Annotated in this window: 24 protein-coding genes and 1 pseudogene; 9 read left to right on the top strand and 16 right to left on the bottom strand. The window is 69.0% G+C overall.

Going from position 1 to position 24,914, the window contains the following annotated elements; translation table 11 throughout:
- Window positions 1–108: 108 nt before the first annotated feature.
- The gene (gene lysS, locus E0H75_RS08250) at window positions 109–1,629 is read right to left on the bottom strand and encodes a lysine--tRNA ligase (RefSeq protein ID WP_131512578.1); all 1,521 of its coding nucleotides are present in this window, start codon (window positions 1,627–1,629) and stop codon (window positions 109–111) included.
- Window positions 1,630–1,638: 9 nt separating this feature from the next.
- Entirely contained in the window at window positions 1,639–2,850 is a 1,212-nt protein-coding gene (locus E0H75_RS08245) for an MFS transporter (RefSeq protein ID WP_131512577.1), read from the bottom strand.
- Between the two features lie 58 nt (window positions 2,851–2,908).
- Here E0H75_RS08245 and E0H75_RS08240 point away from each other — a divergent pair, with 58 nt between their 5' ends.
- The 4 genes from E0H75_RS08240 to E0H75_RS08225 all read left to right on the top strand — a co-directional run bounded on the left by E0H75_RS08240 (window position 2,909) and on the right by E0H75_RS08225 (window position 5,566).
- Window positions 2,909–3,475, top strand: a complete 567-nt coding sequence (locus tag E0H75_RS08240; protein ID WP_131512576.1) for an ArsR/SmtB family transcription factor — start codon at window positions 2,909–2,911, stop codon at window positions 3,473–3,475.
- 72 nt (window positions 3,476–3,547) lie between these two features.
- Window positions 3,548–3,994: an NfeD family protein gene (locus tag E0H75_RS08235; RefSeq protein ID WP_131512575.1), complete on the top strand. Its 447-nt coding sequence runs from the start codon at window positions 3,548–3,550 to the stop codon at window positions 3,992–3,994.
- Window positions 3,982–4,866: an SPFH domain-containing protein gene (locus E0H75_RS08230; RefSeq protein WP_131512574.1), complete on the top strand. Its 885-nt coding sequence runs from the start codon at window positions 3,982–3,984 to the stop codon at window positions 4,864–4,866. The genes E0H75_RS08235 and E0H75_RS08230 overlap by 13 nt, the downstream gene beginning before the upstream one ends.
- A gap of 46 nt (window positions 4,867–4,912) precedes the next feature.
- Window positions 4,913–5,566 (top strand): DedA family protein, encoded by a 654-nt coding sequence (locus E0H75_RS08225; protein ID WP_202872861.1) that lies wholly within the window; start codon window positions 4,913–4,915, stop codon window positions 5,564–5,566.
- On the opposite strand, the gene E0H75_RS08220 is transcribed toward E0H75_RS08225, so the two are convergent.
- Together E0H75_RS08220 and E0H75_RS08215 are read right to left on the bottom strand one after the other, a co-directional pair.
- Window positions 5,552–6,844 carry a hypothetical protein gene (locus E0H75_RS08220; protein ID WP_238162932.1) on the bottom strand — a complete coding sequence of 431 codons (1,293 nt, stop codon included), beginning with the start codon at window positions 6,842–6,844 and terminating at the stop codon, window positions 5,552–5,554. The two genes, E0H75_RS08225 and E0H75_RS08220, sit on opposite strands and share 15 nt — an antisense overlap.
- A gap of 111 nt (window positions 6,845–6,955) precedes the next feature.
- Window positions 6,956–7,633 (bottom strand): hemerythrin domain-containing protein, encoded by a 678-nt coding sequence (locus E0H75_RS08215; protein WP_131512572.1) that lies wholly within the window; start codon window positions 7,631–7,633, stop codon window positions 6,956–6,958.
- A gap of 110 nt (window positions 7,634–7,743) precedes the next feature.
- On the opposite strand from E0H75_RS08215, the gene E0H75_RS08210 reads away from it, so the two are divergent.
- Together E0H75_RS08210 and E0H75_RS08205 are read left to right on the top strand one after the other, a co-directional pair.
- Window positions 7,744–11,010 (top strand): ATP-binding protein, encoded by a 3,267-nt coding sequence (locus E0H75_RS08210; RefSeq protein ID WP_131512571.1) that lies wholly within the window; start codon window positions 7,744–7,746, stop codon window positions 11,008–11,010.
- A gap of 67 nt (window positions 11,011–11,077) precedes the next feature.
- Window positions 11,078–11,638, top strand: coding sequence for a carboxymuconolactone decarboxylase family protein (locus E0H75_RS08205; RefSeq protein ID WP_131512570.1), 561 nt, complete (start codon window positions 11,078–11,080; stop codon window positions 11,636–11,638).
- Here E0H75_RS08205 and E0H75_RS08200 read toward each other — a convergent pair.
- The 7 genes from E0H75_RS08200 to E0H75_RS08170 form a co-directional block, all read right to left on the bottom strand.
- Complete coding sequence (locus E0H75_RS08200) at window positions 11,626–13,074, bottom strand: multicopper oxidase family protein (RefSeq protein WP_131512569.1); 1,449 nt, start codon at window positions 13,072–13,074, stop codon at window positions 11,626–11,628. The genes E0H75_RS08205 and E0H75_RS08200 overlap by 13 nt on opposite strands.
- Window positions 13,075–13,509 (bottom strand): DUF6220 domain-containing protein, encoded by a 435-nt coding sequence (locus E0H75_RS08195; RefSeq protein WP_131512568.1) that lies wholly within the window; start codon window positions 13,507–13,509, stop codon window positions 13,075–13,077.
- Between the two features lie 85 nt (window positions 13,510–13,594).
- Window positions 13,595–14,359, bottom strand: coding sequence for a type III pantothenate kinase (locus tag E0H75_RS08190; RefSeq protein WP_131512567.1), 765 nt, complete (start codon window positions 14,357–14,359; stop codon window positions 13,595–13,597).
- The gene (gene nadC, locus E0H75_RS08185; RefSeq protein ID WP_131512566.1) at window positions 14,359–15,213 is read right to left on the bottom strand and encodes a carboxylating nicotinate-nucleotide diphosphorylase; all 855 of its coding nucleotides are present in this window, start codon (window positions 15,211–15,213) and stop codon (window positions 14,359–14,361) included. Before nadC ends, E0H75_RS08190 begins: the two co-directional genes overlap by 1 nt.
- Window positions 15,206–16,873, bottom strand: a complete 1,668-nt coding sequence (locus E0H75_RS08180) for an L-aspartate oxidase (protein WP_131512565.1) — start codon at window positions 16,871–16,873, stop codon at window positions 15,206–15,208. The genes nadC and E0H75_RS08180 overlap by 8 nt, the downstream gene beginning before the upstream one ends.
- Window positions 16,874–16,895: 22 nt before the next feature.
- A complete protein-coding gene (gene panC, locus E0H75_RS08175) occupies window positions 16,896–17,723 on the bottom strand; it encodes a pantoate--beta-alanine ligase (RefSeq protein WP_131512564.1) in 828 nt (275 codons plus the stop codon).
- Window positions 17,720–18,643, bottom strand: coding sequence for a Rossmann-like and DUF2520 domain-containing protein (locus E0H75_RS08170; protein ID WP_420323279.1), 924 nt, complete (start codon window positions 18,641–18,643; stop codon window positions 17,720–17,722). Before E0H75_RS08170 ends, panC begins: the two co-directional genes overlap by 4 nt.
- 50 nt (window positions 18,644–18,693) lie before the next feature.
- Here E0H75_RS08170 and E0H75_RS08165 point away from each other — a divergent pair, with 50 nt between their 5' ends.
- Both E0H75_RS08165 and E0H75_RS43535 read left to right on the top strand, forming a co-directional pair.
- Window positions 18,694–19,251: a 2'-5' RNA ligase family protein gene (locus E0H75_RS08165; protein ID WP_131512562.1), complete on the top strand. Its 558-nt coding sequence runs from the start codon at window positions 18,694–18,696 to the stop codon at window positions 19,249–19,251.
- Window positions 19,248–19,886 (top strand): annotated as a pseudogene (locus E0H75_RS43535) (SAM-dependent methyltransferase); the annotation flags it as partial. The gene E0H75_RS08165 and the pseudogene E0H75_RS43535, both read left to right, overlap by 4 nt.
- A gap of 107 nt (window positions 19,887–19,993) precedes the next feature.
- Here the strand turns inward: E0H75_RS43535 and E0H75_RS08155 are convergent.
- Together E0H75_RS08155 and E0H75_RS08150 are read right to left on the bottom strand one after the other, a co-directional pair.
- Window positions 19,994–21,376 carry a PH domain-containing protein gene (locus E0H75_RS08155; protein WP_165553516.1) on the bottom strand — a complete coding sequence of 461 codons (1,383 nt, stop codon included), beginning with the start codon at window positions 21,374–21,376 and terminating at the stop codon, window positions 19,994–19,996.
- Window positions 21,377–21,429: 53 nt separating this feature from the next.
- Window positions 21,430–21,918: a PH domain-containing protein gene (locus E0H75_RS08150; protein ID WP_131512559.1), complete on the bottom strand. Its 489-nt coding sequence runs from the start codon at window positions 21,916–21,918 to the stop codon at window positions 21,430–21,432.
- Between the two features lie 26 nt (window positions 21,919–21,944).
- On the opposite strand from E0H75_RS08150, the gene E0H75_RS08145 reads away from it, so the two are divergent.
- Entirely contained in the window at window positions 21,945–23,150 is a 1,206-nt protein-coding gene (locus E0H75_RS08145; protein ID WP_131512558.1) for an NADH-quinone oxidoreductase subunit D, read from the top strand.
- A gap of 38 nt (window positions 23,151–23,188) precedes the next feature.
- On the opposite strand, the gene E0H75_RS08140 is transcribed toward E0H75_RS08145, so the two are convergent.
- The 3 genes from E0H75_RS08140 to E0H75_RS08130 are packed head-to-tail and all read right to left on the bottom strand — an operon-like array spanning window position 23,189 to window position 24,912.
- Window positions 23,189–23,971: an inositol monophosphatase family protein gene (locus E0H75_RS08140; RefSeq protein WP_131512557.1), complete on the bottom strand. Its 783-nt coding sequence runs from the start codon at window positions 23,969–23,971 to the stop codon at window positions 23,189–23,191.
- Between the two features lie 60 nt (window positions 23,972–24,031).
- The gene (locus tag E0H75_RS08135; protein ID WP_131512556.1) at window positions 24,032–24,427 is read right to left on the bottom strand and encodes a hypothetical protein; all 396 of its coding nucleotides are present in this window, start codon (window positions 24,425–24,427) and stop codon (window positions 24,032–24,034) included.
- Window positions 24,428–24,471: 44 nt separating this feature from the next.
- Window positions 24,472–24,912, bottom strand: a complete 441-nt coding sequence (locus tag E0H75_RS08130; RefSeq protein ID WP_131512555.1) for a hypothetical protein — start codon at window positions 24,910–24,912, stop codon at window positions 24,472–24,474.
- Window positions 24,913–24,914: the final 2 nt, after the last annotated feature.

Below are 24,914 nucleotides of genomic sequence, written 5' to 3'. Positions count from 1 at the left end.
TCGGGCTGGACCGGAATCAATTGGACCCCCGGAATTGCATGACCCGGAGGTTGTGCTATGCAACGAACCTCCGGGCCGGTTTCCTGAATCACTCGGGTGCTGCCGGAATCACTCCGGGCGCAGCAACGGGAACAGAATCGTCTCCCGGATACCGGCGCCGGTGAACAGCATCACCAGCCGGTCCAGCCCCATCCCCATGCCGCCGGCCGGCGGCATGCCGAACTCCATCGCCCGGAGGAAGTCCTCGTCCAGCTCCATCGCCTCCGGGTCGCCGGCTGCGGCCAGCAACGACTGTGCCACCAGGCGTTCCCGCTGGATGACCGGATCGTTCAGCTCCGAGTACGCCGTCCCCAACTCGACCCCGTTGACGATCAGGTCCCAGGCCTCGACCAGTCCGGGAATTTTGCGATGCGGCTTCGCCAGCGGCCTGGCCGACTCCGGATAGTCACGGACAAAGGTGGGCTGGATCAGCGTGTGCTCGACCAGCTTCTCGAACAACTCCACGGCGATCTCGCCGGCATTCCAGCCCGGCTGCAGCTCGACGTCGTGCTGCTCGGCCAGCTTGGTCAGCGCGGCCACGTCGGTGGTCACGTCGACGGTCTCACCGACGGCTTCGGAGACGAGTCCGAAAAGCGTCGCATGCCGGAACGGCTGCTCCAGATCGATGTCCGAACCGTCGCGCGCGGTGATCGCGGTCCGGCCGATCGCACGACCGGCGTTCCGCATCAGCTCGGCGAACAGTTCGGCCATCGTGTCGTAATCGCCGTACGCCTCATAGGCCTCGATCATCGAGAATTCCGCCGCATGGGTGGAGTCGAGTCCCTCGTTGCGGAACGTCCGGCCGATCTCGAAGACCCGGTCGACGCCGCCGATCATCGCCCGCTTGAGATCCAGCTCGAGCGCGATCCGCAGCTTCATCTCCTGGTCGAACGCGTTCAGGTGGGTCGAGAACGGCCGCGCCGCGGCACCGCCGTTGGTCAGCTGCAGCACCGGCGTCTCGACCTCGATGAAGTCGTGCGCGTCGAAGGTCGCCCGCAGTGACTTCAGTACGGCGGCCTTGTTCCGGACCATGTCCCGCGCCTCCGGGCGGACGATCAGGTCGACGTACCGCAGCCGGACCCGGGCCTCCTCGTTCAGCGGCTTGTGCTCGTTCGGGAGCGGGCGCAGCGTCTTGGCCGCCATCTGCCAGCTGGTCGCCTGCACGGACAGCTCACCGCGACGGCTGGTGATGACCTCGCCCTGGACGGACAGCAGGTCGCCGATGTCGACGAGTTGCTTGAACCGGGTCAGGCCCTCGTCGCCGAGGTCCGCGACCGACAGCATCACCTGGAGCTCGGTCCCGTCGCCCTCGCGCAGCCGGACGAAGCACAGCTTGCCGGTGTTGCGGAGGAAGATGACCCGGCCGGCCACCGAGACCTGCTCGCCGGTCCGGGTGTCCGGCTCCAGCTCCTGGCCGTCGTACTTCGCCCGCAGGTCCTTCAGCAGGTGCGTCCGCGGCACCGAGATCGGGTACGGCTGCACTCCCTCCGCCAGCAGGCGGTCACGCTTCTCCCGGCGAACCCGCATCTGCTCGGGCAGGTCGTCCTGCCCGCTGTCGGGGTTCACCGGGTTCACGTGTGCGTCAGTCATGCCTAAAGGCTAGTGACTGACCGCCTCCACAACCGAATCCTTTGTTCGCACCAGGAGTACGGCGGCGATCGCGGCGGTCACCACGCCGGTGATCCCGCAGGTCACGAAGGTCATCCGGGTCCCGAGTACCGCACCAAGGAGACCACCCAGCGGAAGCGCGATCAGACTGCAGCCCCGCACCGTTCCGCCCAGCGCCGCGACGACGCGTCCGCGGACCTGTTCGGCCGTCCGGGTGACGATGAGGGTGCTGCAGGCGGCGTTGAGCATGCCGCTGCCGGCTCCGACCGCCAGGCAGCCGATGGCCAGCGTGACCACGTCGTGCGACAGGCCCATGAGCACGCACGAACCGCCGATGGCAGCCATCCCGGCCAGCAAGGCGCGGGAGCGGGACGCTGTCGTCACCAAGCGGCCACTGCCCCACGCCCCGAGGATCGCTCCGGCTCCCTGGGCGGCCATCAGCCAGCCATAGCCTGACGCGCCGAGTCCGACCTCGTCGGTGACCAGGAACACCTCCACGACGTTGACCGCCTCACCTGTGAGCACGAAGACCCACAGACACGTCACCAGGATCCGGAGCAGCGAGTCGCCCAGCAGGCTGCGCAGACCCGCCATCAGCGCGCCGGGCTCGCGGACCGCGCCCGGCTCGGGGCGGCGGCGCGTGGTGACCAGCCGAGCCACCAGGCCCAGCACGAGGAAGGTCAAGGCGTCGATCAGGAGGGCGCCGCGGTCGCCGGACCAGCCCACGAGCAAACCACCGGCGGCTGAACCGACCAGGGTGGCGACGCCGATGAGCGCCTGGCTGGTGCCGGTGGTCTTGCCGACCAGGTCGTCGCCGACGATGCGCGGGATGAGTGCACCCCACGCTGGTCCCGCCACGGCTTGACCGACCTGCAGTACGCAGACCAGCGCCAGGGTCTCGGCCAAGCCATGACTGAAGGCCAGGCCGACTCCCGCAATCGCCTGAAGCAAAGACGCCAAGACCAAGACGGTCCGCGAGTCGTGCCCGTCCACGATCCGGCCGGCGAACGGGATCATCGCGACGGTCGGTACGGCGAACGCCAGCAACAGGGCCGTGATCGCGCCGGGTCCGCCGTCGTGGGACACGCGCAGCATCAGCGCGACCAGCGCGACCGAGTCACCCACGTAGGACAGCGCACGGGCGGGCAGCACCAGCCGGATGTCGGGGAAGGACCAGATCGAGATCTGAAGTGATTGCTTCATAGTTGTGAAGCTACTGCTTCATATTCCGGATCGTCAAGGGATTGGCTACGCTGACCTCGTGGCCAAGAAGAAACCCGTGGTGATCACCGATCCGCGGGCGATCCGCGCCCTGGCGCACCCGGCCCGGCAGCGGGTCATGGACGAGCTCTACGACGGCAACGTGCTGACCGCGACCGAGTGTGCGGAGCTGGTCGGGCTGACTCCGTCGGCGATGAGCTACCACCTGCGGGCGCTGGAGCGCTGGGGCATCATCGAGCGCGCCGAGGAGTCCGGCGACGGCCGGGAGCGGCCCTGGCGGTCACGCGGGTCCAGCCTGATGATCTCGTCGCAGTCGGACAACGTGGGCCGGCTGGCCAGCCAGACGATCATGCGGACGACGGCGGACCGGGTGCTCGAGCAGTTCGAGCAGATGGCCGCCGACGACCCCTGGGACGACGTGAGCTCGCTCAGCCGGTCCCGGCTGTGGCTCACCCATGAGGAGGCCAGGCAGTTCGGGAAGGACCTCGTCGACCTGGTCGACCGGTACCGGAAGGGCCGCGGCCCGGCCGGCCATCCGGCCGGTACCCGGATGGTCAGCACCCTGCTGGCCGTCGTACCGACCGGGAAGCCGCCAGAAGATAGCTGAACCGTTAGCTGCCATCCCGCGTATCCAGAGGTACCTTCGAAAGAGAGGTCCTCTCCGCCGGCGGGTGGTCATATGGAGTCCTGGCTTTTGTGGTTGATCATCGCCGCCGTCCTCGGCACCGCCGAGTTGATGACGGCAACCCTCGATCTGCTCCTGCTCGCCGTCGCCGCGCTGGCCGCGGCCGGAGTCGCCGGTCTCGGTCTCGGGACCGGCCTGCAGCTCCTCGCGTTCGCCGTCACGGCCGCCGCGATGATCACGCTGGTCCGGCCGGTCGCACGCCGGCACCTGAGATCGCACCCGCAGCTGCGGACCGGGGTCGCGGCGCTGATCGGGCGCGAGGCCGTGGTGCTGACCCCGTGCGGCCGCGATCCCGGCCGGGTCCGGATCGGCGGCGAGGAGTGGAGTGCCCGGGCGTACGACCCTGACCTGCTCATCCCCGCGGGCACCCGGGTCGACGTCTTCGCCATCGAGGGAGTCACCGCCCTCGTCCATCCCCAGGAGGATCCATGGCCGAACTGATCATCGGGCTCGTCGTCGCCGTGCTCGCCGTCGTCCTGGTACTTCGGACCGTCCGGATCATCCCGCAGGCGCGGGCAAGCAACGTCGAGCGCCTCGGCCGCTACCTGCGCACCCTCGAACCAGGGCTGAACGTCGTCATCCCGTTCATCGACCGGCCCCGGCAGCTGATCGACCTGCGCGAGCAGGTGATCTCGTTCGAGCCGCGGTCGGTGATCACCGAGGACAACCTGGTCGTCGACATCGACACGGTGCTGTATGTCCAGGTCACCGATCCGCGCGCGGCTGCGTACGAGATCAACAACTACATCCAGGCGATCGAGCAGCTCACCGTCACAACGCTGCGCAACGTCATCGGCAGCCTCGACCTGGAGAAGGTGCTGACGTCGCGGGAGCACATCAACTCGACCCTGCGCGGCGTACTCGACGAGGCCTCCGGCAAGTGGGGCATCCGGGTGAACCGGGTCGAACTGAAGGCGATCGACCCGCCGGCATCGATCAAGGAATCGATGGAGAAGCAGATGCGGGCGGACCGGGAGAAGCGGGCCACGATCCTCACCGCCGAGGGCCAGCGCCAGTCCAGGATCCTGACCGCGGAGGGCGACCGGCAGGCCGCGATCCTGCGGGCCGAGGGTCAGGCGAAGGCGATCGACACGGTGTTCGACGCGATCCACCGCAACGACCCGGACCCGAAGCTGCTCGCGTACCAGTACCTGCAGATGCTGCCCGAACTGGCCAAGGGCCCGGGCAACACCTTCTGGGTGATCCCCTCCGAGGTCACCTCCGCGCTACAGAACGTCACCAAGGCGTTCAACGGCTATCTCCCGGAGATTCCTCCTGACAACGGCCACAGCCCTGAGAATCCCCTGAAATAGTTGCCTCGTCCCGTAATCGGTTGCCCCCGGATGTCACTATGGGTGTATGGGGGAACCGTTGCACGCGCTCGCGATCATGGTCCCGACCGGAGGGGTGGCGATCCTCGCGTACCTGGTGGTCGGCCTTGTCATCGGCGTCGAGAGCATGGGGGTCCCGTTACCCGGTGAGACGACGCTGATCGCGGCCGCGCTGCTGGCGTCGCAGGGCAACCTGCACCTCGAGTTCGTCATCGCCGCGGCGGCCACCGGCGCGATCGTCGGCGACTCGGTCGGGTACTACATCGGCCGGAAGGCGGGCCGGAGCCTGTTCGAGCGGCTCGGCCGCCGGTTCCACCACTTCTCCGAGGACCGCATCGTCAAGGCCGAGAAGTACTTCCACCGGTATGGCGTCTGGACGGTCTTCTTCGGCCGCTTCGTGGCGCTGCTGCGGATCTTCGCGGGCCCGATGGCAGGCATGCTGCGGATGCCCTACCCCAAGTTCCTGGCCGCCAACGCGGCCGGCGGGATCGCCTGGTCGACCACGATCGGCATCGTCGCGTACAACATCGGCGACAACGCGGACAAGATCTTCGGCCAGTTGTCCGTCTGGGCCCTGGTCGTGCTCGCGCTTGCCGCGGTCGCGGCGTACACCTACTACCGGATCCGCCGCCGGCACCGGGAGACCGCCGCGGTGCGGGAGCCGCAGTCAGCGGACGTGTAGCGCCAGCGTCTGCGTGATCGTTCCGCTCATCGACCGGCCGTACATCGTCGCGGCCGGCAGCACGAACCGGTAGGCGAAGGTCCCCGCCGAGCCCGCCCGGAACGCCAGCGACGTCTGTCCGTTGCGGATCGGCGTCGCCTTGACGTTGACCCACCGGCGCAGCACGCGGTTCCACACCTGCAGCGTCGCGGTCGAACTCATGGCCGGCTTGATGGTCGCGAACGCGGTGACGTTCGACCCGCGCTTCTTGACCGTCAGCCCGCCGACGAACCCGGCCGACACGACCCGGACCACGTTGCGGACGTACGTCGGCCTGCTGTTCGACGTACTCGTGATCAGACCGGGCTTGGTGTAGTCCGGGACCGAGACCATGTACGGGCGACTGCCGCCGGTCGGAACCCCGATGTCATAGTGCCCACCCGCTGTCGTCTTGCCGCGGGCCACCGGAGTCCAGCGCCCACCGGGAATCACCTGGGTGAGTACGACGATCGGCACCCCGGCCGGCGTGGCCCGCCGCTGGGTGCACGGCGTCTCCGGCTCGCAGGCGACCTGTTGGAGGATGACGCGGCCGCGAGCGCGGATCGGCAGGCTGAACTGGGCCAGCCCTGGCATCGCAGCGCTGATCGAGCTGGTCAGGCCCAGCACCTGCCCACCGAGCCGGGTACTCCACTCGTTCTGCGTCCGGACCTGGAACACGTACGGCGGCTTGATGCTGTTGATGACCTGCCGCGTCGACGTCGTCGCCGGTCCGATCGGTCGCAACTGCTCACCGGGCTTGCCGACCATCGGCACGTACTTCTGGGTGCGCGGTCCCTTCACGTCCAGCGGGTCGTTCGGAGTGAAGTCCTGCGGCACCACCGGCACCGTCCACTGCATCAATGCGCCCGATCGCCCCGCCGGTGCCACCGTCGCCGTACTCGGCCCGACCGGCCCATCGGTGTCGAAGACGGGCGACCGAGCGAGCTTGCTGGTCACACCACCCTGCGAGGTCCCGATGGCGACCGCCACCCGGTAGTTCCCGTCCGGCGGGAAGGCCGAGGTGGGGATGTCCCAGCTGTTCGGCTCGCCGGCGCCGACATACTTCACGTACGACGGGCTCTCGCTGAGCACACCCTCGATCGTGATCCGGTTCGGGGCGTTGTCGTCCTTCCAGCTGACCTGGACCGCGGTCCGGCCGTCACCGGACCAGCCGACCGCCACCTCGGTGGGAACCGGATCCGAGGAGCAGGCGGTCAGCACCGTTGTGCCACACACCACCGCCAGCGCCGCGGCGAGCATCCGCCGCACTCCGACCACCTCGTCTCAGCTGCCTCACAACCGACCGGGTGAACCATACCCAGATCAGCCTGCCGAGTTCGTAGGGTCGTTGCCGGATCGGTATGCCAGTGGTCAGGGCGTGGCGGTGCCGTGGACGGCGAGTGCGTGCTTGCGGAAGGCCCGGCGGGACAGCATCGGGACGAAGGAACGAATCAGCCACGGGGTGTGGCTGACGATCTCGGCCACGACCTCCGGGTCACCCTCGTACTGAATCATCCCCAGAATCAGTGGCAGGTCCTGCTTCCGGTTGTCCTTGACACCCTCTTCGCCGAGCTGCAGCCACTCCGCCATGGTGACCGTGCGAGCGGCGATCGGCAGGAGGCGCTCCTCCTCCGCGTCCAGGTGCTCGGACAGGCTGACGTAGAGCTCGTCCAGGAGGCGCGCGAGCTCGTCGCGTTCCGCCGGCCGGGCGGAGGATCGCCACTGTGGACGCACCCGCTCGATCCCCTCCAGCACGGCGGCGACCCGCTCGTGCTGTGCCTCCATCAGGTGCACGATCGGCGCCAGCTCTTCCGGTACTCGCTCGAGCAGCTTCGGCCACAGCAGCCGGTCCTCGCCGGTGTGATGGTGGTGGAGGGTTGTGGTCAGGAACTCGAGATGCGCACAGACGGTGCCGGCTCGGCGAGTGTCGCCGTCCTCGACCGCGCGGACCAAGCCGGGCGCGAGCCGGAATTCGCGCCGCATGTAGATGTGCACGACGACCATGTCGCGGGTGTCGATGACACCGGTCGGTAGCTCGGGTGCGGTCACTGCTGTTCTCCTCCTGCGGGTGGGCTACGGCATCGCGGCCACTCTGCCCGCGCCCTCTTGCCAACGAATTGCACACGGCTTGCACCGCAGTGCGCCCTATTCTGCGAATCATGCAGGTCCGGGTGCTCGGCGGCATCGAGCTCGTGGTCGGCGGGTCGGTCGTCGACCTCGGCGGCCTCAAGCAGCGCGCGCTCCTGGCGATCCTGCTCACCGCCGACGGGTACGCCGTACCGGTGGATCGGCTGGTCGACCTGCTCTGGGGAGAGGATCCGCCGGCCAAGGCGATGACCTCGCTGCATGCCTACATCGCAAGGCTCCGGCGGCTGCTCGAACCTGTGCGCGAGCCGCGGACACCCGCCCGGGTGCTGGTGTCCCGGCCACCGGGTTACGCCCTGCTGCTCGACGGGCTCGATGTCGATGCGCGGCAGTTCACCGCTCTGCTGGCCGAGGCCTCGCCTCTGATCACCGCCGATCCGGCCCAGGCAGAGACGCTTCTCCGGACCGCACTGGATCTCTGGCGCGGTGATGCCTTCGCCGACGTGGCCAGTACGACGCCCGCCATCCAAACCGAAGCGGCTCGTCTCGAGGAGCTGCGGCTGACCGCTGTCGAGGACCTCTGGGCGACCCGGCTCGCGCTCAGCGGGCACCGGCACGCCGCACCCGAGCTCGAGCATCTCGTCGAATCGCACCCGTTGCGCGAACGGCTGTGGGCACAGCTCGCGTTGGCCCTCTACCGGTCCGGACGGCAGGCCGATGCGCTGGATGCGTTGCGCCGGGCTCGCCGCCGACTGATCGACGAGGCCGGTCTCGACCCAGGCACCGAACTGCGCACCCTCGAGGAGGCGGTCCTCCGGCAATCCCCCGACCTGGACCTTCCGACCTCCGCCGACTCCGCTGCACTGCCAGGCCGGGAGGAGCAACTGCTCGAGGTACGGCGGGCCATGGATGAGGCGACTGCCGGACGCGGCCGCGTCGTTCTGGTCAGCGGGGAGCCAGGCATCGGGAAGACGTCGCTGGCGCAAGCGGTGGCAGCGGACGCGAAGGCAGCCGGCTTCCGGTGCGGGTGGGGCGGCTGGGAGCCCGACGCGACTACTCCGCTGTGGGGATGGCAGCAGGCCGCGGAGCAGTTGTTCGGCGACACCGGCGTACTCCAGCCGACCAGTCCGGCGCCGATCGACGCGGCATCGTCGACCTTCCAGCTGGCCGGCACTGTGGTCGAGGCCTTGCGCGCCGGTCCGGCGTCACTGCTCGTTCTGGACGACATGCACTGGGCCGATGCGGACAGCCTGCGTCTGCTGCGCCGGATCGCCGCCACACTGGCCGATGTACCGGTCCTGCTGGTGGTCACCTGCCGGGACGCGGACGCTGACATCAGTACGGCGGTCGCAGAGGTCCTGGCTGCCCTGGCCCGGCTCGATCCGGTGCGGATCGGACTCGCAGGCCTGGACGAGGATGCGATCAGAGCACATGTATCGCTCGACGCCGGAGTGGAGGTCGACCGCCAAGTCGCTGCGGCGATCCGGGCCCGGACGGACGGGAACCCCTTCTACATCAACGAGTTCGTCCGCTTGCTGACCAACTCTGGTGACCTGTCCGACCCGGCTGCGCCGTCGTGGCGAGAGGTGCCCGGCGGAGTCCGCGACGTGGTTCGGCAGCGGCTGGCCCAGCTGCCGGACGAGGCCCGCGACATCCTCGCGGCCGCGGCCGTCCTGGGTCGATCATTCGACCTCGACGTGGTCGTCGCCGCTGCCGGCGTGACAGCGGAGGCCGTGGACGACTCCGTCGAGGCCGCGTTGCGCTGCGGCCTGCTCGAGGAGGAGACACCGAGCCGCTACCGGTTCACCCATGCGCTCGTGCGGGACGCGATCTATCGCTCGCTGCCCGCCCCCGCTCGCGCCCGGGCGCACGCACGAGCCGCTCAGTCCCTGGAACGGCAGCGCATCGGCCATCTCGAACCCCACACCGCGCAACTTGCCGAGCACTACCGACTCGCTGGATCCGTGCATGCGCGATCGGCCTGGACGTTTGCGAATCGGGCCGCTCGCCGGGCCGCTGAGCGCTCCGCGCACGACGAGGCACTACGGCTGTTCCGGATGGCTGCCGAGCTGCAGGACCAGGATCCGATGGCGACCGCTGAAGAGCGGGAGGCGGTACTGACCGGCCTCGGCCGGGCCCAGCACTGGATGGCGCGTCCCGTCGAGGCATGGGTCTCGCTGGCTGACGCGGCGCGCTCCGCGCTCACCCGCGGCGACGCCGTTGCGGCCGCTCAGGCGCTGCTCGTGATCAGCGAGCGCAACATCTGGACGTGGCGTGACTACGGCATGCCCGACGAGGCGGCGATCCAGCTGTGGGACCAGGTCCTGTCCGCGCTGCCGACCTCCGAGACGCTGCTCCGGGCACATGTCCAGGCCGCCCTGGCCGTCGAACTCCTCTACCAGCCGGAGTCCGCGGACCGTGCGACGTCACTCGCGACCGATGCCTTGCTGACGACCAGGCAGGCCGGCTCAGCACGACAGTTGCTCCCCGTCCTCCAACTGACCCACCTGGCCATGGAACGGCCCGATCTGCTCGACCGCAGGGCCGCGATCGCCGACGAACTCGTGATCCTGGCCGGCCGGCACGACGACATCACCGGACTCGCCGCCGCGCTCTGCATGCGGGCTGTCGACCGGGCCGAGCGTGGCGCCTGGGAGCAGGCAGTCGCCGACATGCGCCGCGCCGAGCGGATCGCCGCACAGCACCAGTTCGTCCCGGTCCTGCTGATCGCCGGCTCGGCACTCGCACTCGAACGGCAGGCGGTCGGCGACTTCGCCGCTGCGGAGACGGCGCTCGAGCGCATCGTGATGCTGCAGTCGACAGTCTCCATGGCCCCGTTCGCTCTCGGCATCGGCCAGCTCGCCACCCTGCGCATGATCCAAGGCCGGCTGGCCGAGCTGGAACCGGCGCTCCACGAGGGCGCGGCACATCAACCCGTACTGCGTGACCTGCACGCGCTCGCATTGATCGCGTGCTCCCGGACCGACGAGGCCAAGATGATGCTCGGCGACTGGGCGGAGCAGCGCCCGCTGCTCCGGGACTTCCTCTGGATCGGTATGACCGGTGTCCGGGCCAGGGTCTGGATCGAGTTCGGCGACCAGCGCGCGATCGCGGACCTGCGCGAGCAGTTGACGCCGTACGCCGATCGCCTGGCGGTCGGGGGCATGGGCGCGTTCTTCCTCGGCAGCGTCCGTCACACGCTCGGCCAGCTCGCTCTCGCCGCCGGCGACCGCGCCGCCGCGCGCGACCTGCTGCGCGCCGCGCTGGACACCCACCGGCGCCTGGGCCTCGAGCCTCACGCCGCGGCCACCGCGACACTGCTGCGCCAAGCTGAGCAATAACTCCAAGCTCGTTGCCCGGATCGGTACGCCGGACCTACCGTGAAGGAGCCACGAGGGGGGAACCAGCATGGCGTACATCGACACACCGTCCAACCGTGACTTCTTCGAGAGCAACCGGGCTCCGGCGGGTCACATACCGAACTTCGTCACCACGTTCGCGGCCCGGCCGGCCGTGTACGACGCGTGGAAACAGCTCAACGGCGCGATCAAGGAATCCATGGACCTGCGCCGCTACGAGTTGGCCACGCTGGCCGCCGCGACCGCGCTGAAGTCGAGCTACTGCAGCCTCGCGCACGGTCAGGTGCTGGCCGACAAGTTCTACACGTCCGAGGAGGTCGCGGCACTGGTCGACGAGCCGCCCGCCGACCCGGTCGACCGCGCCGTGATGGCCTTCGCGCGCAAGGTCGCGCTGTCCGCCGACACGATCACCCAGGCGGACGTGGACGAACTGAAGGCCGTCGGACTGACCGACACCGACGTTCTCGACGTCGTCCTCGCCGCGGCTGCCCGCTGCTTCTTCTCCAAGACCCTCGCAGCGACCGGCACCCCGCCCGACGCCGCCTTCGACACCCTCCCCGACATCCTCCGCAAAGCCCTGAGCGTCGGAGGGCCGATTCACTCCGGCTGATTGCCCGGGGAGCCGCCGAGGTGGAAGTTGCTGGTGACGCCGGTGTACATGAGGTGGGTGACCAGGCCCTGTGCGGCGTGCGGCAGGTTGTGGCAGTGGTCCATCCAGATGCCCGGGTTGTCGGCGACGAACGCGACCTCGTAGGTCTCGTCGTCCTCGACGTTCAGTGAGTCCGTCCACCACGGGCTGCCGGTCGCGGCCGTGCCGTTGCGGCTCAGTACGACGACATGGTGGCCGTGCAGGTGCATCGGATGGACCTGGCCGGACGTGTTCTTGATCGTCATCCGGACCACATCGCCCTCGGTCACCATGAACATCGGCACGTCCGGGAACTGGTGGCCGTTGATCGTCCACCACAACCCCGGCCTGCCGTCGAAGAACCCGGGCCGGCGTCCGATGTTGTACTGGAAATTCCGGTCGGCCTTCGCCGGATCGAACTCGAGCCGCTTCGGCGAGCCGTAACTCAACAGGTCGACCCGGTCACGCGGCTCGGTGCCGGTCGGAGCGTTGCCGTCGCCGATCACCAGCGTGGTCGGCCCACCACCCAGGCCGATCCGCACGGCTGATCCCTGCGGCATCGTCACTTGCAGATCGATCCGGCCACCCGCGGTGACGAGCACCTTCTTGTTGCTCACCTCGGTCGGCGCGTTCACATCGGTCCCGTCGACCGCCAGCACCCGGTACGGCGCTCCGTCGACCCAGGCAGCCATCGGCCCGTTGTCCGTGTTGATGAGACGCACCCGGACTGTCGATCCAGGTGCCGCCACCCGGCGTTCGCCGTACCCGCCGTTGACCGTCCGGATCTTGTCGTACGTGTGCACGGCGGCGATCACGTCGGTCGGGCTCGGTTGCACGATCAGTACGCCGTACAGGCCCTTCTTCACCTGTTCGTGCGAGACCTGGTGCGAGTGGTACCAGTACGTGCCGGCGTCCTTCGCGACGAAGCGATAGACGAACGACTGGCCCGGGGCGACCGCATCCTGGGTGACGCCGGCGACGCCGTCCTCGGCAGCAGGTACGTCGACGCCGTGCCAGTGCAGGGTGATTCCCTCCGGCACGGACTCGTTGTGCAAGGTCACCTGGATCAGATCGCCTTGTTGTGCGACGATCTGTGGGCCCGGGGACGTGTGGTTCAACGTGTAGCCGTCGACCGAACCGCGCCCGGGAATCTCGAACTTCTCCTTGCGGGCGGTGAGATCGACCGCCACGTCAGGCTTGCCGTTGGCCGGCCCTGTGAGCGTGCTGACGTCCTGGCCGTGATGGGCATGGACCATGGGGCCGCCGCCGTAGTCGGCGTACCCCATGGTCATCGGGGAGAGGTCGTTCGGAACCAGGCTCCGCTGCCAGAAGAAGGCCAGCGGCGCCAGCACGGCGAGGGTCGCGGCGACAGCGACCAGCAGCCGGCGCCGCTCGGCCAGCTTTGTTGCCAAAGGCATCTAGACGGTGGTGGTCGGCTCGACGGCCGGCTCCCGGGTCACAGCGGCGCGCCGGGCAGCCATGGCCGCGACAGCGGCCAGTGCGAAGGCGTTCAGGCCGTGCAGCGCCCCGATCACGGGAGCCACGCCGAACGACAGGAACGCGAGCGCGATCTGCAGTATGACCAGGCCGACCACGTAGAGCGCCCACCTGACTCCGCCCTGGACCTTCGCGAAGAACGACACGATCAGCAGCAACAGCGCGATGATCGGGATCACCATCATCCCGAACTGGCCGTGCAGCATGTGGCCGGTGTTGCCCTCGTAGTTCTTGTCGATGACCAAGCCGTCGTCCATGTCCTTGATCGCCGTGAACCAGCCCAGCGCGATGAACATCGCCTGCAGTACGACGCCGACGGCAACAAGACCGGCCAGTACCCGATATACGGACCTCATAGCTCTCCCCCAACCCCGGTTTTCCCCTGAGCACATGGTGATCCCGGTCACCAGCAGGCACAAGGGCTCCTGCCCGATCAGGCGACTATTGGTTGTTCCGGGCAAACGCGTGCTGCAGGCCGTGCAGGGTGAGCAACGGTTCGTGACGAATCTCGGTGGTGAGTTCGCCGGCAAGGACAGGGGCGAGAGCACCGGTCAGCACGACCGGGGTCGAGGAATCAAGCGACTGCTCGGCACGAATGCGGCCGACCAGACCGTCGACCAGCGCCGCGAAGCCGTGGATCGCCCCCGACTGCAGCGCCTCGACGGTGTTCTTCGCGACGACTGCGCGTGGCCGGACGAGTTCAACCCGGCGCAATTGGGCCGCGGCCTGGCCGAGCGCGTCGGTCGCGGTTTCGATGCCTGGGGCAATCACTCCGCCGATGAACGCCCCGGCCGGGTTGACCACGTCGATCGTGGTCGCCGTACCGACGTCGACGACCAGGCAGGGCGCGCCGTACTGGTTGACGGCGGCAAGTGCGTTCGCGATCCGATCGGTGCCGACCTCGCGCGGGTTGTCGACCAGCACCGGCAGTCCGGTCTTCACACCCGGCTCGACCACCACGCCCGGCACGTGCGGGTAGTAGCGCGCGACCACATCACGGAGCTCGTGCAACACATGCGGTACGGCGGAACACACAGCGATGCCGGACACGGGCGACTCTCCGGTCAGCAATCCCTGCAGCAGGACGGCCCACTCATCGGCCGTACGCCGCGGATCAGTGCCGACCCACCAGTGCCGCTTGACCGTGCCGTCGAGCACCAGGCCGACCAGCGTCCTGGTGTTTTCGACGGCGACGGCGAGGAGCATCAGGATTCCCGCAGATCCAGTCCGATGTCGAGCACCGGCGCCGAGTGGGTCAGTGCGCCGACGGCGAAGTAGTCGACCCCGGTCTCGGCCACCGCCCGGGCCTGATCCAGCGTCAGTCCGCCGGAGGCCTCCAGCCGCGCCCGGCCGGCTACCTTCTCGACCGCCTCCCGCAGCTGCGGGACCTCCATGTTGTCGAGCAGGATCAGCTCGGCACCGGACTCGACCGCGATCAGCGCGTCGTCGACCGAGTCCACCTCGACCTCGACCGCGAGATCCGGGTAGGCCTTGCGGACCAAACGGAACGCCTCCGCCACTCCGCCGGCGGCGACCACGTGGTTGTCCTTGATCAGAGCAGCGTCGGACAGGCCCATCCGGTGGTTCTTGCCGCCACCGCAGCGAACGGCGTACTTCTCCAGCGACCGCAGCAGCGGCATGGTCTTGCGGGTGTCGCGGATGACCACACTGGTCCCCTCGACCGCGTCGACCCACCGGCGGGTGAGGGTGGCGACGCCGGACAGGTGGCACAGCAGGTTGAGCGTCGTCCGCTCGGCGGTCAGCAGCTGGCGCGTCTTGCCACGGATCGTCATCAGTACGTCGCCCTTGCGCACCGACGCACCGTCACGGACCGAGTACTCGAGCTCGATCTCCTCCGGAGCGGCCACCTGCCGGATCACCAGTTCGGCGACCTCCAGGCCGGCGACCACGCCGTCGGCGCGGACGACGAGTTCGGCCACCGAGATCTGGTCCGGGTCGACGGTCGCCACCGTGGTGACGTCGGCACCACCGGCCAGGTCTTCCTCGATGGTGGCCCGCACCAGGTCACCGACCCACTGCCGGTCGACGGCTTCATCCATGGTGAGCATTCTCCTTGCTGTCATGCGGGACGAACGTCGTACGTGGTCTCGCGGTCTCGCCCTCGGACGGGAGGGTCAGGTCCAGACTGCCCGACCAGTTCCGGTCGTCGCGATCCGGGTGGTCCTCGCGCCAGTGTGAGCCGCGGCTCTCCTCGCGCACGGTGGCCGCGGCGATCAGCGCGGACGCCACCGTGACCAGGTTGGTCGCCTCCCATCCCGGCGTACCGGGCTCGCCGGCCGGCTGCTCGATCAGCTTGGCCAGGGTGGCCCCGGCCTCCGACAAGCCGCGCGCACTGCGGATGACGCCGGCACCGACGGTCATCACCCGCTGCACTTCGTCGACCACGTCCGCGTCGACCAGACCGGGGACGCGGACGTCGGCGACCGGCTGACGCAGCGGCGGGAGTCCGTCGGCAAGGTGAGCGGCGATTCGGCGAGCGAAGACAAGCCCTTCGAGCAGGGAGTTCGAAGCCAGCCGGTTGGCGCCGTGGACACCCGTACACGCGACCTCACCGCACGCGTACAGCCCCGGCATCGAGGTCTGGCCGTCCAGATCGGTCCAGACACCACCGGACGAGTAATGGCAGGCGGGAGCGACCGGGATCAGCTCACGCACTGGGTCGATGCCGTGCGAGCGACAGGACGCCAGGATGGTCGGGAACCGGACCCGCCACTTCTCGTCACCGAAGTGGCGTGCGTCCACGTAGACATGATCCTTGCCGGTGGCAAGCATCTGCCGCATGATCGCCTTCGCCACGATATCGCGCGGGGCGAGGTCGGCCAGCTCGTGCTGACCCTGCATGAACCGCTTGCCCTCGTGGTCGACCAGGAACGCACCCTCACCGCGGACCGCCTCGGACACCAGCGGCTGCTGGCCTTTCGCGCTCTTGCCCAACCAGAGCACGGTCGGATGGAACTGCACGAACTCGAGGTCGCGCACCTTCGCGCCGGCCCGCAACGCCAGCGCCATGCCGTCGCCCGTGGACACGCTCGGATTGGTCGTGGCGGCGTACAACTGGCCGATTCCACCGGACGCCAGAATCACCACGCGGCTGCGGATCGCGCCGACACCGTCCAGCTGGCCCTCACCCATCACGTGCAGGGTGACTCCGGCGACGCCGCCGTCCGCGGCGGTCAGCAGGTCGATGACGAGGGCGTGCTCGATCAGCCGGATGTCGTCGGCCCGCTTCACCGCGGCGACCAGCGCCCGCTCGATCTCCGCGCCGGTCGCGTCTCCGCCCGCGTGCGCGATGCGGTTGCGGTGGTGCCCGCCCTCCCGCGTCAGCGACAGGTCTCCATCGGCCAGCGTGTCGAACCGCGCACCCAGCTCGATCAGGTCCCGTACCGCGTCCGGTCCCTCGGTCACCAGCGCTCGTACGGCGTCCGGATCGCAGAGGCCGGCGCCCGCGACCAGGGTGTCGTGCAGGTGGTCCTCGGGCGAATCCTCCGGGCTGAGGGCGGCTGCGATGCCGCCCTGGGCCCACTGGGTCGAGCCGGAGGCGACGACATCCTTGGTCACCACCAGGACAGTGCCGAGCTCGCGGGCCTTCAGTGCGGCGGTCAGTCCGGCGATGCCGGAGCCGATCACCACCACGTCAACGGTGTCGGTCCAGCCAGGCTCGGGCGCAGACAGCCGTTGCGGGACAGCAGGAGCGGTCATCCAGCGACCGTATCAATCGATTTCACCGCAGGGTTATGGAAATGTTGTCAATGAGACGAGTCAGACCGACGCGGGCGGCGATCAGCATCCGGGCCTCGCCGGGGCCGATCACCGGGCCAAGATCCGGTGCGCGCAGGGCGAGATAGTCGATCTTCACCGACGGCACCGCCTCCAGTTCGGCGTGAGCGGCGGCCATCACGGCGTCCGGACCATTCATGCCGGCCTTCGCACCCGCGGTCAGAGCGCGGTACAGGACCAGCGCTTCGTCACGCTCGGTGTCGTCGAGGTAGCGGTTGCGTGAGGACAACGCGAGACCGTCGGGTTCGCGCACGGTCGGCACCGGCACGATGTCGACGTCCCAGTCGAGGTCGCACACCATTTCGCGGATCAGCGTGAGCTGCTGGTAGTCCTTCTCGCCGAACAACGCCAGGTCGGGCGCGGTCAGGTGCAGCATCTTCGCCACCACCGTGAGTACACCGGCGAAGTGGCCTGGTCGGACCATGCCCTCGAGTTCGTCGGCCAGCGGACCTGGATGCACGGTGATGGACGGCTCGTTCGGGTACAGCTCGTCGCGGGACGGGTTGAAGACCAGGTCGACGCCTTCGTTCTTGGCGACCGCCAGGTCGCTGGCCAGCGTGCGCGGATAGCGGTCGAAGTCCTCCGTGGGCCCGAACTGCAACGGGTTCACGAAGATCGTCAGCACCACACTGCCTTCGGGCCCGACCCGCTCGCGGGCCTCGGCCAGGAGCGCCGCATGCCCCTCGTGCAGGGCGCCCATCGTCATCACCACCGCCCGGGGCCGGACCGCCGCTGCCGCCCGCAGTTCGGCCTTCGTCTGGGTGAGTCTCATCGCGGTGCCTCCCCTGTCCGATACCGCTCCCGCACCTCGTCCGGATCGCCGTGTCCGTCCAGCACCTGGTAGAACGCTTCCGCCGTTTCCGGGGACAGCCGCCCGTCCGCTGCCGCCAACTCCACCGTCGCCCTGGCCAGTTCGGCGTACGTGCCTGCCGTCCGGTCCGGGAGTACGGCCAGATGAGCTGCCACCGTGTCGACATCGCCCCGGGCAATCGGCCCGGTGAGCGCATGATGACCGGATCGCAGCGTGTTGTCGAGGGTTGCGGTCACCAGTGGCCGAAGCGTTGCGGCCGGATCCGCCACGCCTGCTTCCCGCAGTACGGCGAGGGCCTGGGTCACCAAGGTTGTCAGGTGGTTCGCGCCATGCACGAGACCCGCGTGGTACAGCGCACGGTTCTCCTCCGCCACCCACTGCACCTGCGCACCGAGCAGCTTCACCAGCCGCTCGACCATCGGCCGGGCTGCGTCCGGAGCGGTTGCCGTGAACAGCACGTCGTCCAGGCTGACCGGGTCGTCGCCGGTGAACGTCATCGGTGGGTGCAGTGAGACCGGAGTCGCCGACAGCCCCTGGAGTGGTGCGAGCCCGTGCGTCCCGGACAGATGGACGACGTACTGATCGCTGGTCAACGGCAGTCCGGCGGCGACCTCGCGGATCAGGTCGTCGGGTACGGCGACCAGGACCACGTCGGCGCGTTCACTGACCTCACCGGGAGTCAGCACCGGTACGTGCGGAAGAAGCCGGGCGGCGCGTTCGCGTGACGCGCTCGACCGTGCGGTGAGGCCGACCAGGGGATGTCCGGCGGCCGCCAAGGCTGCTCCCACGGCGGTCCCGGCCCGGCCGGCTCCGATCAAGCCGATCCGTTCCATCTTCACTCTTTTCGTTCCAGTCCCGCGGTCGGGTACCAGACGATCCATTCGCCAGCCTAGTGCCTCGCCGAGGCACACAGTGATGAGAGCATGAGGTCGTGAGCGATGACTGGGCCGCGCGGCGCGGGTTGACCGCGATTCTGATCACAGTTCCCGAGCTGGCGGCGTACACACACCGCTGGCGTTCGGTCTCCCGCTCGAGACTTCGCCCGCAGGTCGCGCTGACCGAGCTCATCCCACCGCATGTCAGTGTGCTGGTGCCGTGGGTCGCCGAGCCCGCAGACGCCGATGTGGAGCGGCTGACAGCTGCCCTGGCGAAGGTCGAGCCCTTCGAGCTGAGCTTCCCGACGGCGGGGCAGTTCCCGAACGGAACGGCGTGGCTGCGGCCGGAGCCGTTCGACACTGTGCGTTCCCTGGTGCAGACGGTCTACGAGGTGTTCCCCGAGTGCCCGCCGTACGGCGGTGAGTTCCTGGACCCGCATCCGCACCTCACCATCGCGTCATCCACCGAGGGCGGCCCGACTGTCGTCGCCGAGGCTCAGGCGGCACTCGCCGAGGTGGCGGCGCCTGTCGTGCGGCTCACCGAGGTCGGACTGTGGCGGGAGGGCGCGGACAGCGTGTGGCGCCAGTTCGGTGCGGTCCCGCTGGGTGCATGACGACGTTCCGGGAAGGCTGGCACACGGCGCTCTACGGACCGGACGGGTTCTACCGGCGCGAACGGCCGGCTGCGCACTTCCGTACGTCGGTGCACGCCTCGACGCTCTTCAGCCAGGCGATCGCCCGCCTCGCTCGCGCGGTCGGCGCTGACGAGGTCGTCGACATCGGCGCGGGCTCCGGCGAGCTGGGCAAGGTCCTCCGCACCGAAGGCCTCTCCGTCCTGGACATCGAACTCGACGACGAACTCCCCACCGCACTGAGCGGCCTGGTCATCGCCAACGAATGGCTGGACAACATCCCCTGCGACGTGGCCGAACCCGACGAGAACGGCGTACCCCGCTACCTCCTCGCCGACCTGACCCTCGGCAATGTTGTCGACGGCAACGATCTCGCCTGGCTGCAGACCTGGTGGCCACTGCTCGAACCAGGCGACCGCGCCGAGATCGGCACCACCCGCGACCAAGCCTGGGCAGACGTCCTGCACCGCCTCACCGACGGCGCAGTCGCCGTGGCCATCGACTACGGCCATCTCCGCACCAGCCGCCCGCCGTACGGCACCGCGACCGGCTTCCGCAACGGCCGCGAGTGCGACCCGCTACTGGACGGCTCCTGCGACGTGACAGCCCACGTGGCCCTGGACTCGCTCGGAGGCACCGTGCTGCTCCAGAGAGACGCTCTACAAGCCCTCGGAGTGAGTGCGGCCCGTCCGAGCCTCGAACTGGCTCAGACAGACCCCCTGCGCTACCTGTCAGAGCTGTCGTCAGCCGGCGAGGCCGCCGAACTGCTCGACCCATCCGGACTCGGCGGCTTCGGCTGGGTCTGGACAGCAAACGGCGACGCCACCGTACGCCGGGCCTCCCGCGCCCTGACCGCCTGATCCTGGAGTAGGGCTGCTGCTTCGGACTGGTTGCGGTGGAGGGCTACAGCGTCGGTGGGGCCGAGGGGGGTGTCTACGTGGACGTTGGCGAGGCCCAGGCGGCGTTGGAGTGGGCCCTGCTGCAGCCGGACGGACTGGGTCTTGTGGTGCAGGACGATCGACGTACGGCGGCTGACCCAGCCTCGGACCGTGACGAGCACCTGGTCGTCGGCGCCGTACGCGAGGTAGCGCCAGCCGATGGGACGCAGCCACTTGGCGCGTTCGGGGGCGCGATGCATCTCGATGCGAGACAGGTCAAAGCCGGGCAGGACCCGTGCGAGTACGCCGGCCACCTCGACCCGCTCGCCCACGGGCAGGAGCTGCGCGCCCTCGTGGTCGTTCTCGCCCTCGTCCTTGTTGCCCGCTACACCGGCGATGTCCAGCTCGACGCGGGACCAACCGAGCAGACGCCAGATGAGCGGCTCGGTGATCAGCAGCCCCTGCACCCGGCCGGGCGGCACGGTCTGCCGCTGGACGTCGAACAGACCGCGCTTGGTGCGTAGACCGTGGTCGCTCTCCGAGAGGGTGAAGCCGTGGTTGCCGACGACCTGCTTCCAGATCGGCTGCACCACACCGAGGAGCAGCGGCAGACCGGCGAACAGGCCGATGTGGAAGTTCAGCACGGTCGCTGCGGCGATCAACCAGACCAGACCACCCGCGCTGGCAAGGACTGTGGACGACAGCAGGGTCGCACCGAGCAGACGGCCGGTCGGGACCACCAGAAGCGGCTTCATCTCGACCTGATCGGTCTGCTGTTCGACGACCTGCTGACCCTTGGCCCGGACCAGCAGTGTGGTGCGCAGCCGGCCGGCCTCCTCGTACGTGAAGTAGCTGAGCTTGCCGTCGCTCTTGCCGCCGCCCGCGACGTCCATCCGCAGCTCGGCCATCCCGAACAGGCGGGCGACGAACGGCTGCGCCACGTCGATCGCCTGGATCCGGTCGAACCGGATGATCCGAGTACGCCGGAACAGGAACCCACTGTCGACCCGGATCGCATCGTCGGTCAGCTGCCACTTGGTGAACCACCAGGACAGCGCGCCCAGCAGGATGCCGCCGACCAGCACCGCGGCCAGTCCGATACCGGCGATGGTCAGATTGCTCCGCAGACCCTCGTTGTTGACCAGCGCGAAGGCCGCGACGACGAAGTACCCCCAGCCCTTCACGAACGGCGTGAGCGGGTGGAGGCGGGCGCCGGTCTGCTCAGTCACCGGCGGTCGCACCGCCGCTGTCTGCTGCCCGGGCGGACCGGGCGTCGGCTCGGTCACAGGCCCCACGCCTGCGCCTGGCCGAGCGCGGACAGGCGGTCACGCAGCCGGCCGGCCTCGTCCGGATGCAGACCGGGGATCTTGGCGTCCGTGGCCGGCGTGGCCGTGTGCAGCTCCACCGTGGCGATCCCGTACGCCCGCTCCAGCGGTCCAGCGGCCACGTCGACGAACTGCATCCGCCCGTACGGGACCACTACCAGCTCGCGGAACATGATCCCGTGGCTGACCAGCAGTTCGTCCTCGCGCTCGGCGTACTTCCAGGACCGCTGGTTGCGCCCGATCAGGACCCACGCCCAGACGAACCCGGCTGCCGCCACCACCAGCGCGAGGACGCCGTACAGCCAGCCCACGGTCATCCCGAGCACGATCAGCAGCACGATCCCGACCAGGCCGGCGCTGATCCCCGCGGTCAGCCGGCGGACCGCGGCCAGCTTCGGCGAGACCGGCGTCCAGCTGACATCCGAGGGTGCGAAGAGGTCATCCACACACCCAGCCTGTCACGATAGGGGGCATGAGTACGGAACGAGTGGTGGGAATCGGTGCCGGGGCGGCCGGATTCGACCCCGCGTACGAGCGGGGCGGGACCGGGAGCGGCTCGGAGCTGGCGACCACCGACATGGTGCTCAACATCGGGCCGCAGCACCCCGCGACGCACGGCGTACTGCGGCTGCGGCTGACTCTGGACGGCGAGCGGATCGTCGGCTGCGAGCCGATCATCGGCTACATGCACCGCGGCGCCGAGAAGCTGTTCGAGGTGCGTGACTACCGGCAGATCATCGTGCTGGCAAACCGGCACGACTGGCTGTCCGCGTTCGCCAACGAACTCGGCGTGGTCCTCGCGGTCGAGCGGATGATGGGCCTGGAGGTCCCGGTCCGCGCGGTCTGGCTACGCACGCTGCTGGCCGAGCTGAACCGGATCCTGAATCACCTGATGTTCCTCGGCTCGTACCCGCTCGAGCTCGGCGCGATCACCCCGGTCTTCTACGCGTTCCGCGAGCGGGAGACGCTGCAGGCGGTGATGGAGGAGCTGTCCGGCGGCCGGATGCACTACATGTTCAACCGCGTCGGCGGCCTCAAGGAGGACCTCCCGTACGGCTGGCTCGGCCGCGCGTCGGCCGCCTCGGTCGCGGTCCGCAAGCGGCTGCCCGACATCGAGGACCTCGTCCTCGGCAACGAGATCTTCCGCGCCCGCACCGTCGGCGTCGGCAGGCTCGCACCCGAACTGATCGCGCAGTACGGCGTCTCCGGTCCGATCGCCCGCGCCTCCGGTGTCGACGCCGACCTCCGCCGCGACGAGCCCTACCTCGGGTACGACGAACTCCTTCAGGACGGCGTACTCCGGGTTGTCACCCGGCCGGAGGGCGACTGCTTCGCGCGGTTCTCGGTCCTGCTGGAGCAGGTCAAGGTGTCGCTGGACCTGGTCGACGCCTGCATCGACAAGCTGTCCTCACTGCCGGCGGGGCCGGTCAACGTCCGGCTGCCGAAGATCCTCAAGGTGCCGGAGGGCCAGACCTATGCCTGGACCGAGAGCCCGCTCGGCATCAACGGCTATTACCTGGTGTCCCGCGGTGACAAGACGCCGTGGCGGCTCAAGCTGCGCTCGGCCAGCTTCAACAACATCTCCGCCCTGCCCGCGCTGCTCCCAGGCACCGTGATCCCCGACATGATCGCCATCCTCGGCAGCATGTTCTTCGTCGTCGGGGACATCGACAAGTAGTCAGAGACCTTGGCTGAGGTGCTCGAGGCTTGCCTGGGTCAGGCGACGGTCTGAGCGATCAGCTCGAGCAGCGGGTCGGCGAGGCCTGCGGACACGGCGAAGGTGCCGCGGGACTCGGGTGCGTGCTGTGAGCCGTCGAGGTCGAGTACGACGACACCGGCCTCGCGGCAGATGGAGACACCGGCCATCGTGTCCCAGGGTTTGTTGGAGAACATGATCGTCGCGTCGAAGTGGCCGGCCGCGGTCCAGGTCAGCGCGGTGGCCGCCGTACCGATCATCCGGATCCGTTGGGCCCGCGGGTACAGGAGTTGCGTCAGGGCGAGCCGCTCGGCGTTCACCCGGTCGGGGTCGGGGCCGACTGCATAGTCGCCCACGGCAACCAATGCGTCACTCAGATCCGTGCACTCGCTGCCGCGGATGGGCTTGCGGTTGCAGGTCGCACCATGGCCCTCGGCCGCGGCGTACCTGGTCCCGAGCGCGGGATGGTCGATCACGCCCGCCACCGCCCGGCCCTCGTGGATCAGTCCGAGCGAGATCCCCCACAGCGGTACGCCGTGGATGAAGTTCACCGTCCCGTCGATCGGATCGAGCACCCACCGGGTCCCGTCCGTCGCGCCGCCTTCCTCCTCACCGAGTACGCCGATCTCCGGCGTCTCCCGCTCGAGGAAGGCACGCACCTCCCGCTCCACCGCGAAGTCCACCTCGGACGCCATGTCCCGATCGCCCTTGGACGTGAGCACGCCGGGCGCCCGGGAGTCGGTCACCACCCGCCCACGATCAACAGCGGCTTCGGCAACCTTCAGCAGTTCAGCGAGATCCACACCCCAGAACCTACGCGGGATCACCGGCTCCCGGCTCCTCCAGGTCCACCACCCGGTCGCTCAGGCGATACCCGGCGCCCTCCGCCGGCGCCGCCAGGCCGCAGCGGCGGCCACGGCACCGATCGCCAACGCCCCGGCACCCGCGGCCTGCCCGAGCTTGATCGGACACCCCGACGCGCACTGCGGGATCGGATACGGCTGCCCGGGATTCAGTTCGTGCGTCTCGTTGGCCGCGACGTACGCCTCCTGGGCCGGGAACGGCCAGCCCTCCGCGCTCAGCAGCCGGTACCAGTCCTCGTCCTCCCACGCCTTCCGCCGGCACGTCACGTTCACCGACGCCGACTCGAACGGCGGCGGGCCCAACTGCCCGATCGGCAGATGATCCTCGTTGAAGACCGTGACGTGCCCGTTGGGATCGTTCATCGTCACCGCCGGATAGTTCGCATCCAGCCCCATGGCCATCCCCTCCCCACACCGAAGTATGGTCCGGGAGGTCCGCCTCAGGAAGCGGCCAGGCCTCGCAGCTTCAGATCCACGACGGTGGGCGCGTCGGCCTGGGAGTGTTTGTCGCCGGCGGCAACGACTGTCGCGACCTCCTGGTCGATCTTGTCCAGGCGCTGGTCGATCTTGTCGAGGCGGCGCTGCATCAGGTCGACGAACTCGGCGTTCTCGACCACCCGCGCGCTGGTGATCCGGGAGTACTCCTGCGCGACCTGCGCGCGTTCGTCGGAATGGGCCAGCCGCTCGACCAGCAACTGATGGCGGAACAGCACCGAGGCGGCGATCGCGATCACGACGGCGCCCGCTGCAGCGGTCCGGAGAATCCAGGCATTCTGGGAGAAGAGCGCGATACTCACACCCAGGCAGACAACGATCAGCAGACCGTTGGCAACGGTGAGAACTGTGGTCCTGGTTCGACGGCGGCTACCCCTTGACCCCATGG

The organism is Kribbella capetownensis (genome assembly GCF_004331485.1).
Classification (GTDB): domain Bacteria; phylum Actinomycetota; class Actinomycetes; order Propionibacteriales; family Kribbellaceae; genus Kribbella; species Kribbella capetownensis.
This window is presented reverse-complemented; position numbering and strand designations above follow the sequence as displayed.

What these genes read in the sequence shown, in the direction of transcription:
- lysS (WP_131512578.1), bottom strand. Translation starts at nt 1,629, where the DNA reads ATGACTGACGCACACGTGAACCCGGTGAACCCCGACAGCGGGCAGGAC.
- E0H75_RS08245 (WP_131512577.1), bottom strand. Translation starts at nt 2,850, where the DNA reads ATGAAGCAATCACTTCAGATCTCGATCTGGTCCTTCCCCGACATCCGG.
- E0H75_RS08235 (WP_131512575.1), top strand. Translation starts at nt 3,548, where the DNA reads ATGGAGTCCTGGCTTTTGTGGTTGATCATCGCCGCCGTCCTCGGCACC.
- E0H75_RS08230 (WP_131512574.1), top strand. Translation starts at nt 3,982, where the DNA reads ATGGCCGAACTGATCATCGGGCTCGTCGTCGCCGTGCTCGCCGTCGTC.
- E0H75_RS08225 (WP_202872861.1), top strand. Translation starts at nt 4,913, where the DNA reads ATGGGGGAACCGTTGCACGCGCTCGCGATCATGGTCCCGACCGGAGGG.
- E0H75_RS08220 (WP_238162932.1), bottom strand. Translation starts at nt 6,844, where the DNA reads ATGCTCGCCGCGGCGCTGGCGGTGGTGTGTGGCACAACGGTGCTGACC.
- E0H75_RS08210 (WP_131512571.1), top strand. Translation starts at nt 7,744, where the DNA reads ATGCAGGTCCGGGTGCTCGGCGGCATCGAGCTCGTGGTCGGCGGGTCG.
- E0H75_RS08205 (WP_131512570.1), top strand. Translation starts at nt 11,078, where the DNA reads ATGGCGTACATCGACACACCGTCCAACCGTGACTTCTTCGAGAGCAAC.
- E0H75_RS08200 (WP_131512569.1), bottom strand. Translation starts at nt 13,074, where the DNA reads ATGCCTTTGGCAACAAAGCTGGCCGAGCGGCGCCGGCTGCTGGTCGCT.
- E0H75_RS08195 (WP_131512568.1), bottom strand. Translation starts at nt 13,509, where the DNA reads ATGAGGTCCGTATATCGGGTACTGGCCGGTCTTGTTGCCGTCGGCGTC.
- E0H75_RS08190 (WP_131512567.1), bottom strand. Translation starts at nt 14,359, where the DNA reads ATGCTCCTCGCCGTCGCCGTCGAAAACACCAGGACGCTGGTCGGCCTG.
- nadC (WP_131512566.1), bottom strand. Translation starts at nt 15,213, where the DNA reads ATGGATGAAGCCGTCGACCGGCAGTGGGTCGGTGACCTGGTGCGGGCC.
- E0H75_RS08180 (WP_131512565.1), bottom strand. Translation starts at nt 16,873, where the DNA reads ATGACCGCTCCTGCTGTCCCGCAACGGCTGTCTGCGCCCGAGCCTGGC.
- panC (WP_131512564.1), bottom strand. Translation starts at nt 17,723, where the DNA reads ATGAGACTCACCCAGACGAAGGCCGAACTGCGGGCGGCAGCGGCGGTC.
- E0H75_RS08170 (WP_420323279.1), bottom strand. Translation starts at nt 18,643, where the DNA reads ATGGATCGTCTGGTACCCGACCGCGGGACTGGAACGAAAAGAGTGAAG.
- E0H75_RS08145 (WP_131512558.1), top strand. Translation starts at nt 21,945, where the DNA reads ATGAGTACGGAACGAGTGGTGGGAATCGGTGCCGGGGCGGCCGGATTC.
- E0H75_RS08135 (WP_131512556.1), bottom strand. Translation starts at nt 24,427, where the DNA reads ATGGGGCTGGATGCGAACTATCCGGCGGTGACGATGAACGATCCCAAC.
- E0H75_RS08130 (WP_131512555.1), bottom strand. Translation starts at nt 24,912, where the DNA reads ATGGGGTCAAGGGGTAGCCGCCGTCGAACCAGGACCACAGTTCTCACC.